Below are 15,663 nucleotides of genomic sequence, written 5' to 3'. Positions count from 1 at the left end.
CTGGCAAGTAAGCACGCACTCTACTACGTCGAGTTTAACCGACTAACTGTGATGCCTTTGGAGACGCAGTAGGATCGAGCAAATACACACTAAACCCCACAACCCCCTTCGCATGATGCTTAGCCTGCGAAGCCATCTCCGCAAGCTGGCTGGCATCAAGCGCTGCACAAGCCTCAGGCCGCAGATGCACCACCCCGATCGATAACGACAACAACGCAAACTCCTGCCGCACACCCTGGCGATTCGGCGCAATAAAACATCCCGCCTCAAGGTGTTCAGGCCGATAGAACCGGCGGCATTGGCTTTGGAAATCGTCGAGCAGTTGGTTGAGGCGTTTGCGCCAGTCTTCGGGGCCGAGGACGAGGAGGAAGTCGTCGCCGCCTATGTGACCGACAAAGTCGCGGGTGGGGTCGATGCGTTCGTTGAGGCATTGGGCGAGGCAGAGCAGGACTTCGTCGCCACGGCCATAGCCGTAGATGTCGTTGAAGGGTTTGAAGCTGTCGATGTCGACGTAGCAGATGATCGATTCGCGGGCCTGTTGCAGCAGGCGGGTGAGGCACTGCTGGATCGGTACGTTGCCCGGGAGCAGGGTGAGGGGATTGGCGTAGCGTGCCTGCTGGATTTTCAGTTCGGTGATCAGTTTCAGCACGTCGATCACTCGGCCGAGGCCTAGATAACCGCCGTTGAGGGTGATGATGAAGTCTTCTTCGATGCGCTGGCGGGCGCGGCTGGTGATCAGGCGGCTGACTTGCTGCAGCGACTGGCTGATTTCCACGGCGAGGAAATCATCGTTCATCAGGCGGCTGATCGGTTTGCGCGCGAACAGATCGGTGGCAAACGGTTTGAGCAGTGCGTCCGACAGCGAGTGGCGATGGACGATGCCGCAGGGCTGGCCTTGTTCGTCGAGCACCGCGAGCGAATTGAGGTTGGCCTGGCGGCGAAAGGCTTCCAGTACCGTCGCGGTGGGCGTATCGCGTTGCACGGCGGGCTGGTCGTTGAGCAGGGCGCTGAGGTCGCTGCCTTCGTCATTCAGCGCGACGGCGCTGCTGTCGTGTTTGGGCATCATCGCGCGAGCGTCGCGGGACGGATGTTCCTGAGGGCGGCCGAGCAGGTAGCCCTGCACCAGGTCGACGCCCATTTCAGTCAGCACCGCGAGTTCTTCCGGTAGCTCGATGCCCTCGGCGATGACTTGCGCGCGCGAGGCTTTGGCAATTTGCAGAATCGAACCGACAAACTCTCTTTTCAACGCATCCTGATGAATGCCATCAATGAAGTGCCGGTCGATCTTCACGTAATCCGGACGCAATTCCGACCACAGGCGCAGGCTCGAATACCCTGCGCCCAAGTCGTCCAGCGCAATGGAAAAACCCATCGCCCGGTAGTGATGCAGGGCGGTTTGCAGCAACTGGAAGTCATCGATTGGCGTCTGCTCGGTGAGCTCGATGACCACTTGGCTCGGCGCAATGCCCAAGTCCTGCAGCAGTTGCAACGTTCGTCCGGGTTGGTGCGCGGCTTCGAGCAAGGATTCTGGCGACACGTTGAGGAACAGCTTGCCCGGCAGTTGCTGCTCATTGAACCGTCGGCAGGCGCTTTGTCGGCAGGCGATTTCCAGTTCACTCAATCGACCAGCCTGTCGCGCTACGGCGAACAGGGCAATCGGCGAGTGAAGAGGGCTGTTGGACGGGCCACGGGTCAGGGCTTCGTAACCGAGAATGCGGCGTTCGGAAAGACAGATGATCGGCTGGAACAGACTGTGTAAACCGCTTTGAGTCAGGATCGAGCTCAAGGCGCTCAGCTGTTCGGTCGTGGTCATGGCAGTCTCTGGCGATAAAAAAAGGACCGGGAGCGCTTGCTCCCGGTCCTTTATTGCACGACAGAATGATGACTGTTTGATGACGATCCCGGGATCGTCAGCACTAAATTGCCATCACTTACTTCTTGGCCACCTGATTGCTCAGTTTCAGGTAATCCAGCAGCACGCGCCCGGTTTCGCTCAGGTAGGCATCGTCTTCTGGTTTGACCTTGTCCGGCTCGGCAGCGGCCAGTGCGTCTTCGTCTTCTTTCTTCAGCTCTTTGAGCGGTTCTTCGCCTTTGGCCTTGCGACGGATGTTCTCCATCGCCAGTTGCTTGGCGTCGATGTCGGCGTGCTGGGCACGACGATCGGCTTCGTTGAGGCTGACGGTTTTTTCTTCCATCAGTTTCTGCGCCAGGGCCAGCTTGTCGCGGATGAACACGAACTCGGCATCCTTGTTGGTGCGCGAGTCATGTTCGGACTTCAACTGGGCGAGGAACGGCTTGAACGGATCGGCCGCCGGTTTGATCGCCGCGCGAATGGTGTCCCACGGCATGGCTTCCGGCAGGGCACTTTCGCCGATTTCCTTGGTGTCGATCAGCGACGGGTAGTCGATGTCCGGCAGTACGCCCTGATGCTGGGTGCTCTGCCCGGAGACACGGTAGAACTTGGCCAGGGTCAGTTTCAGTTCGCCGTGGTTCAGCGGCTGAATGGTTTGCACAGTGCCTTTACCGAAAGTCTGGCCGCCGATGATCAATGCGCGGTGGTAGTCCTGCATGGCGCCGGCGAAGATCTCCGAGGCCGAGGCGGACAGGCGGTTGACCAACAGCGCCATCGGGCCTTTGTAGAACGCGCCCGGGTTTTCATCTTCGAGCACGTCGACACGGCCGTCGGCGTTACGCACGAGTACGGTCGGACCTTTGTCGATGAACAGGCTGGTCAGCTCGGTGGCTTCCTGCAGGGAGCCGCCGCCGTTGTTGCGCAGGTCGATCACCACGCCGTCGACTTTGTCCTTCTGCAGCTCGGTCAGCAGCTTCTTGACGTCGCGAGTGGTGCTCTTGTAGTCCGGATCGCCGGCACGGAATGCCTTGAAGTCGAGGTAGAAGGCCGGGATCTCGATCACGCCAAGTTTGTAGTCCTTGCCGTCCTGTTTCAGGCTGAGGATCGACTTCTTCACGGCCTGATCTTCGAGCTTCACCGCTTCACGAGTGATCGGCACGATCTTGGTGGTCTGGTCGTTCGGCGCATTGCTCGCCGGAATGACTTCCAGACGCACCACGGTGCCTTTAGGACCGCGAATCAATTTGACCACTTCGTCCAGACGCCAGCCGACCACGTCGACCATTTCCTTGTTGCCCTGGGCAACGCCGATGATCTTGTCGGCCGGAGCGACTTGCTTGGTCTTGTCCGCCGGGCCAGCCGGCACCAGACGCACGACCTTCACTTGATCATTGTCGCTCTGCAACACGGCACCGATGCCCTCAAGGGACAGACTCATGTTGATGTCGAAGTTTTCCGCGTTATCCGGCGACAGATAGTTGGTGTGCGGGTCGTAGGACATGGCGAAGGTGTTGATGTACGCCTGGAAAATGTCCTCGGCACGGGTCTGGTCGAGGCGCGCCAGCTGATTCTTGTAGCGCTTGGTCAGGGTTTCCTGGATCTGCTTCGGGTCTTTGCCGGCGATCTTCTGGCGCAGCACTTCGTCCTTGACGCGTTTGCGCCAGAGGTCGTCGAGTTCCGCGGTGGACTTGAGCCAAGGCGCGTCCTTGCGATCGATCAGCAAGGTCTCCTTGGTGTTGAAGTCCATCTTGTCGACGCCTTTGTTCAGCTCGGCAAGTGCGAAGTCCAGACGCGATTTGACGCGGTCCAGGTAGCGCTTGTAGATGGTGAACCCGGCGTTGAGGTCGCCGCTTTTGAGGAAGTCGTCGAACTGGGTCTTCCACTTGTCGAATTCGGCGATGTCGCTGGCCATGAAATAGCTGCGCGACGGGTCGAGCAGCTTGATGTAGCTGTCGTAGATGATCACCGAGCGCGCATCGTCGAGCGGCGGCTTGCTGTAGTGGTGACGCTTGAGCAACTCGACGACGTTCAGGCTGGCGATGACTTCATCGCGATCAGGCTGCAACTTGTCCCAGCTGTTGGCTGCGAATGTGGTGCCCGACACCGGCAACAGGCCGATACCGATGAAAAGAGCGAGGGCGGTGCTGGGGAGCAGATGCTTCATGCTGATTCGACGCGGGGACAATTGATAACGCATATTAGGCCGTCTTTGAAGTCGCCGGTTCTTTGAGAGCCGGTCGCATAATGCAAAAAGCCCGGCGCTACAGCTTCGGGCTCAGTCCAGACTCACTATGGAGGCAGTGTGAAGGCATTGCAAGGCGTTGAAGGTCAAGTGGCATGGGTTGAAGAGCCGAGTCCGACGTGCGATGTAGGACAAGTCCGCATCCGGGTGGCGGCAGCCGGCCTCAATCGCGCCGATTTATTACAGAAAGCAGGGCTTTATCCGCCGCCAGCCGGGGCCAGCCAAGTGCTTGGTCTTGAGTGCTCCGGGGTGATCAGCGAGGTCGGCGCGGGCTCGTCCTGGCAAGTCGGTGACCGGGTCTGCGCCTTGCTGGCCGGGGGCGGCATGGCTGAAGAGGTGGTCGTCGACGGACGGCATGTGCTGCCGGTGCCCGAAGGTATTTCGCTGATCGAGGCGGCGGCATTGCCCGAGGTGTACGCCACCGTCTGGCTGAATGTGTTTCAACTTGCAGCGCTGAAACCCGGTGAGAAAATTCTCCTGCACGCCGGCGCAAGTGGAATCGGTTCAGCCGCCATTCAGCTGTGCAAAGCCTTCGGCAACCCGTGCTGGGTCAGCGTCGGTTCCGCCGAACGCCTGGCTTACTGCGAAGCGTTGGGTGCGCAGGGCGGCGTGGTGCGCACCGATGAAATTGAAAGCCTGCGCGACTTCGGGCCGTTCGATGTGATTCTCGACCCGGTGGGCGGCAATTATGCGGCGCTGAACCTCAAGCTGATGGCGCTGGACGGACGTTGGGTGCTGATCGGTTTGATGGGCGGGCGCGAGGCGAAGCTGGATCTGGCGCAGGTGTTGGCCAAGCGTGTGCAGCTGCTCGGTTCAACGTTGCGCAGTCGTGGCGATCAGTTCAAGGCGGATCTGCTTAGTGATCTGGGCCAGCATGTGTGGCCGCTGTTTGCCGAAGGGCGACTGCGCCCGCAACTGGCCAAGGCGTTTGCGGTGAAGGATGCCGAAGCAGCGTTTGCCGAACTGGCGAGCAATACGGTGGCGGGCAAGTTGGTGTTGGTGATCAATGAGAGTTTGAGCTGACAGCAAAGCAAGGTCAAAAGATCGCAGCCTTCGGCAGCTCCTACAGAGGCACGTATTCCAAAAGTAGGAGCTGCCGAAGGCTGCGATCTTTTGCTTTTATTTCCAGAGATGGATCGGCCAGCCGGCCTTTTCTGCGTGCTCAAGCAGCACCGGATCCGGATTGACCACGTGTGGAAAATCCACTTTCAACAGCAGCGGCAAGTCATTGCGCGAATCGGAATAAAAACTCGCGCCCTCGAGGTTTTCTTCTTCGGCGTCCAGCCATTCCAGCAAGCGGGTGATCTTGCCTTCGCGGTAGGTCAACGTGCCCACGGTATGGCCGCTGTAAACGCCGTGCGCGACTTCCAGTTCAATCCCTAGAATCTCGTCGATGCCGAGTCGATCGGCAATCGGTCTGACCAGGTGCGTGCCCGACGCCGAGATCACCAGAATCCGGTCGCCGGCCTTGCGGTGCGCGGCGATGGTTTTGGTCGCGTCGCTGAAGATGATCGGTTCGATAAAGTCTTCAACCCACGGCCCGACCAGGTGCTCGACTTCTTCTGGCGTACGGCCGATCAGCGGTTCGAGGCTGAACGCCATGTAATCTTCCATGCGTAATTTGCCATGGCTGTAGGCGTCCATCAGTTCGTTGTTCTTGCGCATGAACGACTCGGGATCGACCCAGCCCAGGCGCCCCATCTGCTCGCTCCAGAGGGTGGCGCAGTCGCCGTGGATCAACGTTTCGTCCAGATCAAAAATTGCCAGGGCCATCAGTGCAGTTCTCTCTTCAACGTCAGCAAAGTCATCAGGCTACCTCACACAGGGCCGTCGGATCGATGGAAAGTGCCAGGCGTTGTCCGTCGGGATGCAGATCGGCGGCGGAGCGGTTGAGTACGTCGACCACCAGTTCCACCCCGCGCGCTTCGACGCGATAGCGAATGACGTTGCCGAGCAGGCTGTGGCTGCGGATCTGCGCGTCGAGTTCGCCGTCAAGGCTCAGTTCGATGGCTTCCGGGCGGATGGCGATGCGATGGTTGACCGGCCGTTGCAACAGCTTCGAGGCGGCATCTGCGTCGAGCAGGTTGTAGTTGCCGATGAAGCCGGCGGCGAATACATCGACCGGAGCGGTGTAGAGGGTTTCGGCGTCGCCGCTCTGGACGATCTTTCCCTGGTTCATCAGGAAAATCCGGTCCGACATGGTCAGCGCTTCTTCCTGATCGTGGGTGACGAAAATCGTGGTCAGGCCGAGTTCGCGCTGGATCTGACGAATCTGTTCGCGCAGGTGTTTGCGAATCCGTGCGTCGAGCGCCGACAGCGGCTCATCCAGCAGCAACAAGCGCGGGCGGGTCACCAGCGACCGGGCGAGGGCGACACGCTGGCACTGCCCACCTGACAGTTGATGCGGATAGCGGCTGGCGAAGTCGTGCAGTTCAACCAGTTTCAACACTTCAGAGACGCGCTTGTGGCTGTCATCGGCGTTGACCTTTTGCATGCGCAGGCCGAAGGCGACGTTCTGTTCGACGGTCATGTTGGGGAATAGCGCGTAGCTTTGAAAGACCATACCGATGCCACGTTTCTGTGGGCTCAACGGCACGAGGTCGACACCGTCGAGGAGGATCTTGCCGCCATCCACCGGGGTCAGGCCGGCGATGCAACGCAGCAAAGTCGACTTGCCGCACCCGGACGGGCCGAGCAGGGTGACGAACTCGCCTTTGTTGATTTCGCAATCGATGTCGCTGAACACCGTGGTGCCGGCATAACTTTTCTGCAGGTGTTGGACGCTGACGTAGCTCATTCGCTTTTGTCCTTGTTCAAGATGTTGGCGATCCAGGTCAGGACCAGCACGAAAAAGAAATACGAAATGACCAGCGCACTGGTGAAGTGACCGCTGCTGTTGCGCATGTTGTTCAGGTACACCTGCAGGGTTTCGTAGCGGGTGCCGACGAGAATGTTGGCGAACACGAACTCACCGAAGAGGAACGAGAAAGACAGTAGCAGCGCCACCATCAGGCCTTTGCGCAAGTTCGGCAGCACCACCAGAAACGCCGCTTGAAAAGTGCTGGCGCCAAGCAGTTGCGCGGCGTCCATCAGGTCGCGCAGGTTGATCGCTTGCAGGTTGTTGGTGATCGCGCGGTACATGAACGGCAGCGCCACGGTGAAGTAGCAGCCGATCAGAATCCACGGTGTGCCGACCATCGCCATCGGCCCGGAACCGTAGAGCTGCAACAGCCCCACCGAGGACACCACCGGCGGTACCGCGAAGGGCAGCAGGATGAGGATGTTCATCAGCGCATCGAGTTTCGGAAAGTAGTAATGCACGACGAACAGCAACGGCAGGATCAGCAGCACCGACAGCACCAGCGCGCCGACGCAGACGATCAGCGACTGACCGAATGCATGCAGAAAGCGCGGATCGCTCCACAGCTGGATGTACCACTTGAAGGTAAAACCGCTGGGCAGAATCGTTGCCGACCAACTGCTGGCGATCGAATAGACCAGCGTGCCCAGCAGCGGCAACAGCAGAATGGCGAACAGCAGATAGACCACGACGCGGTGGTAGAGGCCGGCCGAGCCGGATTCAGCGCGAGACATGGTAGCTCCTCTTCAACAGCAGTTGATGCACGACGGTGACGATGGTCATCAGCGCCACGAGCACCACGGCCAGGGCGCTGGCCAGGTTCGGGTCAAGGGAAATGTCGCCGGAGACCATTGCCGCAATACGGATCGGCAGAACGTTGAAGTTGCCGGTGGTCAGCGCATAAACCGTGGCGTAGGCGCCGAGGGCGTTGGCCAGCAGGATCACGAACGTGCCGAGCAACGCCGGGGTCAATACCGGCAGGCCAATGTGCCGCCAGAACTGCCAGCCGTTGGCGCCGAGCAGTGCGGCGGACTCGCGCCAGTCCTCCCGCAGAGCGTCGAAAGCCGGGTAGAGGAGCAGCACGCCGAGGGGAATCTGGAAGTAGGTGTAGAGGATGATCAGGCCGGTTTTCGAATACAGGTTGAAGTCCTGAATGATCCCCGACTGCTTGAGCATGATGGTGATGCTGCCGTTGAAACCGAGCAGGATGATGAAGGCGAACGCCAGCGGCACGCCGGCAAAATTGCTGGTCATGTTGGCGAAGGCATTCACGAAGTTGCGCAGCTTCGAATCGACGCGGCGTAGTGAATACGCACCCAGCACGGCGATGATGATGCCGAATACGCTCGACCAGAAACTGATCTCCAGGCTGTACTGGATTGCCTGCCGATAGAACTTCGAACCGAAGATTTTGCTGAAATTGGCCAGGCCCCAGCCGGACTCTTCCGATTGCAGGCTGTTGATCATCACCCAGACCAGCGGGGCGATTTCGAAGACGATAAAGAACAGCGCGAAAGGCACCAGACACAGCGCCGCGAGCCATTTGCCGCGAGTCATGGCATTCACTTGAGCAGCTCCCGGCACACAGGTTTGTCGTGGGGCACGCCGAGCAGCTCGCAAACCGTGCCGCAGAGCTCGGTCTGCTTCGGTGTGACATCAGGGTTGAGGCTGAACGCCTCGCCGAGGACGAACAGCGGCACCTGACGTTCTTCCGCCAGCAGGCCGTTGTGCGAGCGATCGTTGTTCATGCCGTGGTCGGCGGTCACCAGCACCTGATAACCAGCGTCGAGCCAGCTCTGCAGATAGTCGGCGAGGATGACGTCAGCCGAGCGCGCGCTGTTGCGGTATTGCGCGCTGTCGAGGCCGTGCTTGTGCCCGGCGTCGTCGATATTCATCGGGTGGATCAGGAGGAAATCCGGCGCATGACGCAGGCGCAGGTTCTCCGCGTCGGCGAACAGGTGCGAATCCGGATAATGGTCGTTCCAGTAGAAATGGCCGTGCTGGATCGGCAATGTCGGATCGTCGGTGTGGCGGTCGCGCGCGGCCACGAACGGTGAGCGGTTATACAACTCGCTGACCCAGTGATACGCCGCAGCGGCTGTTTTCAACCCGGCATCGCGGGCGTAGTGATAGATGCTGCGCTGGTTGGACAAGCGCGAGACATTGTTGTGAACGATGCCGCTGTCGATCGGTGGCACGCCGGTGAGAATGCATTCGTAAAGCGGTCGGGACAGGGCGGGCAATTCGCACTCCAGTTGATAGAGCGCCGCGCGTCCTGCGCCAACATAAGCCTGCAGATGCCCCATGGCGTGACACGCAACCTCGTAGTTGAGGCCGTCGAGCACGACAAGGATGACGTTGTGCTTCATAGGGGCAAGAACTCCGAAAACAAATCTGGAACCAATCTGTGTAGGAGCTGCCGGAGGCTGCGATCTTTCGATGTTGCTTTTAAAGGGCAAGATCAAAAGATCGCAGCCTTCGGCAGCTCCTACAGATGAAGGATTACTTCATCTCTACGATGACTTCTTCGTTCCACTGCTGCGGCAGGGCTTTGGAGGTCTTTTCCCACGCGTCGGCGTCCTTGACTGGCGTAACGTTTTTGTATTGCTCGTTCGGCAGCAGTTTGGCTTTCACGTCTTCCGGCAGTTGGAGGTGTTCGGCGCGGATCGGCCGGGCGTTGCCGCGAGCGAGGTTGGTCTGGCCGGCGTCGCTGAAGATGTATTCGCGGGTCAGCTTGGCGGCGTTGGGGTTTTTTGCGTACTTGTTGATGATCGTGGTGTAGCCGGAAATCACCGAGCCGTCGGATGGAATCAGCACTACGTAATCATCGGGGTTGGCCATCTTGGCTTTGTAGCTCAGACCATTGAAGTCCCAGACTACGCCGACTTCGATCTCGCCTTTTTCCATGGTGGCGATGGTCGGGTTGGCCATCGACAGACGACCCTGTTTGGCGAGGTCGGCGAACAGCAGCAAGGCAGGCTTGATGTTTTTCTCGTCACCGCCATTGGCCAGTGCGGCAGCGAGGACACCGTTGGCGGCCTGGGCAGCAGTGCTCACGTCGCCGATGGAGACTTTGTATTTACCGGTTTTCAGGTCAGCCCATTTGGTCGGCACGTCGGAGCCGTTCAGCAGCTTCTTGTTGACGATGAAGGCGATGGTGCCGGTGTAGGCCAGTGCCCAGTTGCCGTCCTTGTCCTTGGCCCAGTCCGGAATCTGATCCCAGGTGCTTGGCTTGTACGGTTGCACCACGCCTTGCTTGACCGCGATCGGGCCGAAGGCGGCGCCGACGTCACCGATGTCGGCGGTGGCGTTGTCTTTTTCAGCTGCGAATTTGGCGATTTCCTGGGCCGAGCTCATGTCGGTGTCGATGTGTTTCAGGCCGTATTTCTTGGCCAGGTCTTCCCAGGTGCCTTTCCAGTTGGCCCAGTCATCGGGCATGCCGACGCTGTTGACGGCGCCTTCCGCTTTCGCAGCGGCTTCGAGGGTTTTCAGATCGGTGTCGGCCGCCATGGCGGCGCTGCACATTGCAATGGTCGAGCCTAACAGTGTTGCCAGGAAAAGCTGTTTCATTCCGAAGCTCCTTGGTCGTGTTCAACGCTGCGATTGCGGTTGTGTTGGTCTAGGTCAGCAATACCTGAGCCAATTTAGGCGGGCTGGATGACATTTTGATGTCGATGGCCTTATGGCTGATCTTTTCTCCGCCCGGGATTGGCCGTTGCCAAACAAGCGTAGACCATGACGCAGGCCCGATAAGCAAGGGACTTGGCCGATGTATTGCAAGCCGTGAAAACGACCGTTGGGTAGTTTTGTCATCTGTCGGTCATCTGCACTGCCTAGGCTTGCAACACACGAAAGCGCTCTGAGCAGCGCCCGGATTTGCCCTGAAACAGTGCTGGTCTAGTCCAGATAGGTAACGTTGATGCGCGATGAGGCAACGAAAGCGGTGACAGCGATTGGCCAGGTGCTGCAGGAGCAGATCGATCATGGTTTGCTGGGGGCCGGGAGCAAGTTGCCCGCTGAACGCAAGCTCAGCGAGTTGTTCGGGACGACGCGGATCACTGTGCGTGAAGCGCTGTTGCAATTGGAGGCGCAAGGGCAGATTTATCGTGAGGAGCGGCGCGGCTGGTTCGTGTCGCCGCCGCGTCTGGCGTACAACCTGATGCAGCGCAGTCATTTTCACGCGATGGTCAGTGCGCAGGGGCGTGAGCCGTCGACCGAGGTGATTTCGGCGCGGTTGCAGCCGGCGTCGGCGGCGGTGTGTGCGTGGTTGCAGCTGCCGGCGTTGTCGAGCGTGATCCAGATTTGCCGCTCGCGGCGGATTGATGGCCGACTGGTGTTGTATGTCGAGCACTACCTGAATCCGCAGTTTTTTCCGGGGATTCTTGAGTTTGATTTGAATCAGTCGATCACTGAGTTGTATGCGCGGCATTTCGATTTGCACTATGGGCGGGTGCGGTTTGAGATTGTGCCTACGTCTTTATCTGTCGATGCGGCGGCGGCTTTGCGGGTGTCGGTGGGGAGTCCGGGATTGAGGATTGCTCGGGTCAATTATGATCAGCATGGGCGGCTGATTGATTGTGATCTGGAGTTTTGGCGGCATGATGCGATTCACGTAGGGGTTGATGTGGTTTGATCTTTTTTGACCTTGGCGGCCTTTGGGCCGACCAGGTTTTGGGGGTTTGGGTGAATATCCGTTGCTGCGGTAACGGCTTCTTATGGTTCCGCCCTTACGGCGGGTCACTTTTTCAAACGCCAAAAAGTAACCAAAAGGCTGCGCCCTGACGTTCGGCCCGCTCGCTGGGGCTCGGGGTTCCTTCGCTGCGGGATCGATCCTGGCGCAGCGGCTCCGGTTTGCTTCGCTGCACCTACACTCGCTGTGTACGACTGCGTCGTACGGTCGCTGCGCTCCCACGCCCGGATCAATCCCTCCACTCAGCCTGCCGACGGGCTCCGAGATCAAGATCAAAAGCGGTGCTCGAGCTAACGCTCATCGTGTGTAGGAGCTGCCGAAGGCTGCGATCTTTTGTTTTTGCTTTCGCTTTTCTGTGGGAAGCGAGCCTGCTCGCGAAGGCGGCCTGTCAGCCGACCAATCTCTGTCGGATGTACTTAATCCCTGTGGGAGCGAGTCTGCTCGCGAAAGCGCCCCCACAGTCACCCCTTCCTACTTGCCCACCGCCGCATTCCCATACAGATAATCCGTCGCCAACGACGCCAATGTTCTCACCCCAACCACCAGCGCCGACTCATCCACAAAGAACCCCGGATTGTGGTTCGGCGCGGCCTTGCTCATGTCCTGATCCCGCGGCGTAACCCCGAGAAACACAAACAATCCCGGCGCCTCTTTGGCGAAGAACGAGAAATCTTCCGCCCCACCCACCAGCGGTCCCTGCACCACATCATCCTTGGCCGCCCACTTCAATGTCGGCAGCATTTTCTCGGTCAGTGCAGGGTTGTTAATCGTCGGGTCGTATTTTTCGATGATGGTGACGTCGGCTTTCGCGCCGCCGCTTTCGGCGATTTTCTCGATGGTCTGGCGTACGTCGCTGTGCAGTTTCTGGCGGATGCCGTAGTCGTAGGAGCGGATGGTGCCGGTCATGTCGAGTGATTCGGGGATGATGTTGTAGCGGGTGCCGCCGTTGATGGTGCCGATGCTGACCACCGACGGGTAAGAGGAAATGTCGGTGCGGCGGCTGACCACGGTTTGCAGGCCGACGATGGTTTGCGCGCCGACGGTGATTGGGTCGATGCCATCCCAGGGGCGGCCGGCGTGGGTTTGTTTGCCGTGGATCTTGATGCGCAGGTCGTCGGAGCTGGCCAGGGTCGGGCCGGGGCGGTAGGCGATCTGGCCGGCGGGGACGCCGGCCCAGACGTGCAGCCCGAACACCGCGTCTGGTTTCGGCGATTTCATTACGCCTTCCTCGACCATCATCTTCGCGCCCCAGGTGTTTTTGCCGTCGGGAATGAAGTCGCTCGGGCCTTCTTCGGCGGGCTGGAAGTAGAACACCACGGTGCCGGGCAGGGTGTCGCGCATGCCGGTCAGAATTTTCGCTGCGCTGAGCAGGATTGCGGTGTGGGCGTCGTGGCCGCAGGCGTGCATGACGTCGACTTCCTTGTCGAGATACGTGCCTTTGGCTTTCGAAGCGAACGGCAAGTCGGAGACTTCCTTGACCGGCAGCGCGTCCATGTCGGCGCGCAGGGCCACGGTCGGGCCGGGCAGGGCGCCTTTGAGAATGGCGACCACGCCGGTTTTCACTTCCAGGCCCATGGCTTGCAGCTGTTTGGCGACCAGTTCAGCGGTGCGTTTTTCGGTGTTGCCGAGCTCCGGATGAGCGTGAAGGTCGCGGCGGGTTTCCAGCAGCTCCGGTTCGAGCTTCTGCGCCTGCTCGGCGATGCGCGTGCGAGCGCTGTCCATCGTCGCGGCGCTGGCGTGGCTGGCGACCAGGGTGAGCAAAAGGGTCTGGGCAATACGCGTCAGTTGCATGGGCTTCTCCTTGATTATTGTTGTTGGCTTCCTTGCCTGTGACAAAGGCTTTGCACGCAAGTGCGATCGGGTCCGGAAAGCGCTATGCGCTCCGACAGATTTACGTTTGAGCATAAGTTATCAGCGAAAACTCCTACCGCTTTATCAGTTTCGTCCGGCGTGACAGATAAAACGCGGGCGATAACCATGTACCGCACCGCACAACATCTATTTCCATAAATTTCTCCAGGTGCCGGTCACGTTATTGGCTGTTTGAGGGTAACGGGTCAGTGCGGCAAAACTATTGTCCATGGAGGATTTATAAATGCAGCGTAATGGAATAACGCTTCCGCCGATTGTTGTGCGTCCGGATAAACAAGATGAATATTTACATTATTTAGGTGCAGGGGACGGCTCGGGACCAGGCATTAACTTTGCGCCGTTGGGTGAAATACTCGATATGGAAAGTATCTATAAAGATACTTCCAGGAATATTGCTCAGGTCATTGAAAATGAACTGGCAGAAGCGCGGGCAGCAGGTGATCAAAGTGTCTTGCCGCCTTTGGATGCGCTGGCGCGGGAGATGCAATTCAGGGATTCCCTGATCGCCAGGAAGTTTGGTGCGCTTTTGGTGGCCAAGGACGTGGCCATCGAACGTTTCGGCCACGCCCAGGTTGAAACCTTTTTCAACGGAGGCCGCTTACCGCAAGTCAATCGGCGAAGCGCCAGCGTCAGCGTACGGCAGGCTTATAGCGCTCTGTTCAACGCCAAGTTACTGGTTGAAGGCATTGGCGTGTTGAACAGCCAGTCGGCCACGGTCAAGGGCATGATTGCCGTGGTGCAAGCGCAGGAAGCCGAGCGGATCGCTCAGGAGCAGGCGCGGTTGGCGGCGGAATACGCCAGGCAGGTTGCACAGGAACAGGCCCGCGTCGCTCAGGAGCAGGCGCGGCGGCAGGCGGAGGAGCTGGCGCGGCAGGCCGCGGCCGATGAAATCAGGCGGCTCGAAGAGGAACAGGCCCGTTTGGCGGCTGAGGCACTAGAGCGCACGCGTGCCGAGGAACAGGCAGCGCTTGAGGTTGAGGCCGAAGCACGCAGGGTTGCTGAGGAAAAGCGCCGGCAGGACACCTCCGGTGGGCACAGTAGCCTGTTGCGCTTTCAGGGCAATACCAGCCACGCCCAACTGGTATTTGCGACGTCCGCTGGTGCGGTCGCGATTGCCGACAACCTGATGGCGGGTTTTGCCGCTTCGATCCGCGCGGCGATGGCCGGTTTATCGGAGGTGGCTGCCGGCGCGGCGTCCGGGCTGATGGTGGGGGTAAGTGCGTTTGTCTACTCCCCGGTGTTGGGCAATGGGGAATTGCCTGAACGCTTTCTGCTCAGCCTCCCACTGGCAGATCTGCTGCCCGGTCAACTGCCTGATCTGGACAGGCTGGCAAGCGAAAGAGCACGACTGAATCTGCCGGTACGTTTGAGCGCCCGGCCGCTGACGGGCTCTCTCGCCGAACTGCTTGTCGTTCCGGTAGCGGGGACAAAACGGCCTTCCGGCGTTCGCGTGGTTGCAGCTGATTTCAACGCAGGGAACAACACTTACAGCGCGACCCTCACTGACATCCCGCCGACAACCGCGGTCTGGACTCCCGCAGTAACGCCGGCAGACAGTTCAACGCTATTCCCCATCGAGAATCCGTCCCCACCTCGATATATCGGCGGCAACCTCGTGCCGATTGAAGGACGGATCGACGCTCACCCAGGGCGGGGCAGCATTCGTTTCGACGACTTCATTCTGGTCTTCCCGTCGGAATCGGGCCTGCCACCGCAGTACGTCATGTTCCGGGATCGACGCAATGATCCAGGGGTGGCGAGTGGTCATGGAGCGCCGGTTGCGGGTGGATGGCTAGGGGCTGCTGCGCAGGGTGATGGGGCGCCAATCCCATCGCACATTGCTGATCAGTTACGGGGTCGTCAGTTCAACAGTTTCAGAGCATTCAGAGAAACATTCTGGAAAGTTGTTTTCAATGACGAAAAACTGGCTGGCTTATTTAATGAAACAAGTTTGAACGAAATGAAAAAGGGCAAAGCCCCGATAGTTAGAATGAACGACTCAGCGGGAGCAAGAGTGAAATACGAACTGCATCATAAGGTCGGCTTGGCCGAGGGAGGGGATTTATATAATGCTGACAACATAAATATCGTTACCCCGAAAGCGTATGTTGAAATTCATAAAGGGCTTTGATATGAGGTCGATACAG

Annotated in this window: 12 protein-coding genes; 3 read left to right on the top strand and 9 right to left on the bottom strand. The window is 59.1% G+C overall.

Features of this window, described 5'->3' with window-relative positions; genetic code table 11:
- Positions 1–34: 34 nt before the first annotated feature.
- The gene (locus ACZZ0K_RS15595) at positions 35–1,813 is read right to left on the bottom strand and encodes a bifunctional diguanylate cyclase/phosphodiesterase (RefSeq protein WP_252885599.1); all 1,779 of its coding nucleotides are present in this window, start codon (positions 1,811–1,813) and stop codon (positions 35–37) included.
- A gap of 118 nt (positions 1,814–1,931) precedes the next feature.
- Positions 1,932–4,016: a carboxy terminal-processing peptidase gene (locus ACZZ0K_RS15590; RefSeq protein ID WP_258707812.1), complete on the bottom strand. Its 2,085-nt coding sequence runs from the start codon at positions 4,014–4,016 to the stop codon at positions 1,932–1,934.
- Between the two features lie 138 nt (positions 4,017–4,154).
- Between ACZZ0K_RS15590 and ACZZ0K_RS15585 the strand changes: the two genes are divergently transcribed.
- Positions 4,155–5,117, top strand: a complete 963-nt coding sequence (locus tag ACZZ0K_RS15585; RefSeq protein WP_258707813.1) for a zinc-binding dehydrogenase — start codon at positions 4,155–4,157, stop codon at positions 5,115–5,117.
- A 96-nt stretch (positions 5,118–5,213) separates the two neighbouring features.
- On the opposite strand, the gene ACZZ0K_RS15580 is transcribed toward ACZZ0K_RS15585, so the two are convergent.
- From ACZZ0K_RS15580 to ACZZ0K_RS15555, 6 genes are all read right to left on the bottom strand, one after another.
- Positions 5,214–5,867 (bottom strand): HAD family hydrolase, encoded by a 654-nt coding sequence (locus ACZZ0K_RS15580; RefSeq protein ID WP_073472633.1) that lies wholly within the window; start codon positions 5,865–5,867, stop codon positions 5,214–5,216.
- A 34-nt stretch (positions 5,868–5,901) separates the two neighbouring features.
- Positions 5,902–6,891 (bottom strand): ABC transporter ATP-binding protein, encoded by a 990-nt coding sequence (locus ACZZ0K_RS15575; protein WP_073472631.1) that lies wholly within the window; start codon positions 6,889–6,891, stop codon positions 5,902–5,904.
- Entirely contained in the window at positions 6,888–7,688 is an 801-nt protein-coding gene (locus tag ACZZ0K_RS15570) for an ABC transporter permease (protein WP_258707814.1), read from the bottom strand. Before ACZZ0K_RS15570 ends, ACZZ0K_RS15575 begins: the two co-directional genes overlap by 4 nt.
- Positions 7,675–8,511: an ABC transporter permease gene (locus ACZZ0K_RS15565; protein ID WP_162245414.1), complete on the bottom strand. Its 837-nt coding sequence runs from the start codon at positions 8,509–8,511 to the stop codon at positions 7,675–7,677. Before ACZZ0K_RS15565 ends, ACZZ0K_RS15570 begins: the two co-directional genes overlap by 14 nt.
- 5 nt (positions 8,512–8,516) lie before the next feature.
- The gene (locus ACZZ0K_RS15560) at positions 8,517–9,323 is read right to left on the bottom strand and encodes an alkaline phosphatase family protein (protein WP_252879693.1); all 807 of its coding nucleotides are present in this window, start codon (positions 9,321–9,323) and stop codon (positions 8,517–8,519) included.
- Positions 9,324–9,456: 133 nt separating this feature from the next.
- A complete protein-coding gene (locus tag ACZZ0K_RS15555; protein ID WP_150638735.1) occupies positions 9,457–10,524 on the bottom strand; it encodes an ABC transporter substrate-binding protein in 1,068 nt (355 codons plus the stop codon).
- A gap of 349 nt (positions 10,525–10,873) precedes the next feature.
- Here ACZZ0K_RS15555 and phnR point away from each other — a divergent pair, with 349 nt between their 5' ends.
- The gene (gene phnR, locus ACZZ0K_RS15550) at positions 10,874–11,587 is read left to right on the top strand and encodes a phosphonate utilization transcriptional regulator PhnR (RefSeq protein ID WP_236169468.1); all 714 of its coding nucleotides are present in this window, start codon (positions 10,874–10,876) and stop codon (positions 11,585–11,587) included.
- A gap of 528 nt (positions 11,588–12,115) precedes the next feature.
- On the opposite strand, the gene ACZZ0K_RS15545 is transcribed toward phnR, so the two are convergent.
- Entirely contained in the window at positions 12,116–13,435 is a 1,320-nt protein-coding gene (locus ACZZ0K_RS15545; protein ID WP_258707815.1) for an amidohydrolase, read from the bottom strand.
- A gap of 304 nt (positions 13,436–13,739) precedes the next feature.
- Between ACZZ0K_RS15545 and ACZZ0K_RS15540 the strand changes: the two genes are divergently transcribed.
- Positions 13,740–15,647 carry an S-type pyocin domain-containing protein gene (locus ACZZ0K_RS15540; RefSeq protein WP_258707816.1) on the top strand — a complete coding sequence of 636 codons (1,908 nt, stop codon included), beginning with the start codon at positions 13,740–13,742 and terminating at the stop codon, positions 15,645–15,647.
- The last annotated feature ends 16 nt before the right edge of the window (positions 15,648–15,663 follow it).

Source organism: Pseudomonas sp. AC255 (assembly GCF_979258175.1).
Note: the sequence above shows the minus strand (reverse complement) of the source record. Positions and strands in the feature narration are given on the sequence as shown.

Excerpts from the sequence above, each read along its gene's own strand:
- ACZZ0K_RS15595 (WP_252885599.1), bottom strand. The coding sequence starts at position 1,813 with ATGACCACGACCGAACAGCTGAGCGCCTTGAGCTCGATCCTGACTCAA.
- ACZZ0K_RS15590 (WP_258707812.1), bottom strand. The coding sequence starts at position 4,016 with ATGAAGCATCTGCTCCCCAGCACCGCCCTCGCTCTTTTCATCGGTATC.
- ACZZ0K_RS15580 (WP_073472633.1), bottom strand. The coding sequence starts at position 5,867 with ATGGCCCTGGCAATTTTTGATCTGGACGAAACGTTGATCCACGGCGAC.
- ACZZ0K_RS15575 (WP_073472631.1), bottom strand. The coding sequence starts at position 6,891 with ATGAGCTACGTCAGCGTCCAACACCTGCAGAAAAGTTATGCCGGCACC.
- ACZZ0K_RS15570 (WP_258707814.1), bottom strand. The coding sequence starts at position 7,688 with ATGTCTCGCGCTGAATCCGGCTCGGCCGGCCTCTACCACCGCGTCGTG.
- ACZZ0K_RS15565 (WP_162245414.1), bottom strand. The coding sequence starts at position 8,511 with ATGACTCGCGGCAAATGGCTCGCGGCGCTGTGTCTGGTGCCTTTCGCG.
- ACZZ0K_RS15560 (WP_252879693.1), bottom strand. The coding sequence starts at position 9,323 with ATGAAGCACAACGTCATCCTTGTCGTGCTCGACGGCCTCAACTACGAG.
- ACZZ0K_RS15555 (WP_150638735.1), bottom strand. The coding sequence starts at position 10,524 with ATGAAACAGCTTTTCCTGGCAACACTGTTAGGCTCGACCATTGCAATG.
- phnR (WP_236169468.1), top strand. The coding sequence starts at position 10,874 with ATGCGCGATGAGGCAACGAAAGCGGTGACAGCGATTGGCCAGGTGCTG.
- ACZZ0K_RS15545 (WP_258707815.1), bottom strand. The coding sequence starts at position 13,435 with ATGCAACTGACGCGTATTGCCCAGACCCTTTTGCTCACCCTGGTCGCC.
- ACZZ0K_RS15540 (WP_258707816.1), top strand. The coding sequence starts at position 13,740 with ATGCAGCGTAATGGAATAACGCTTCCGCCGATTGTTGTGCGTCCGGAT.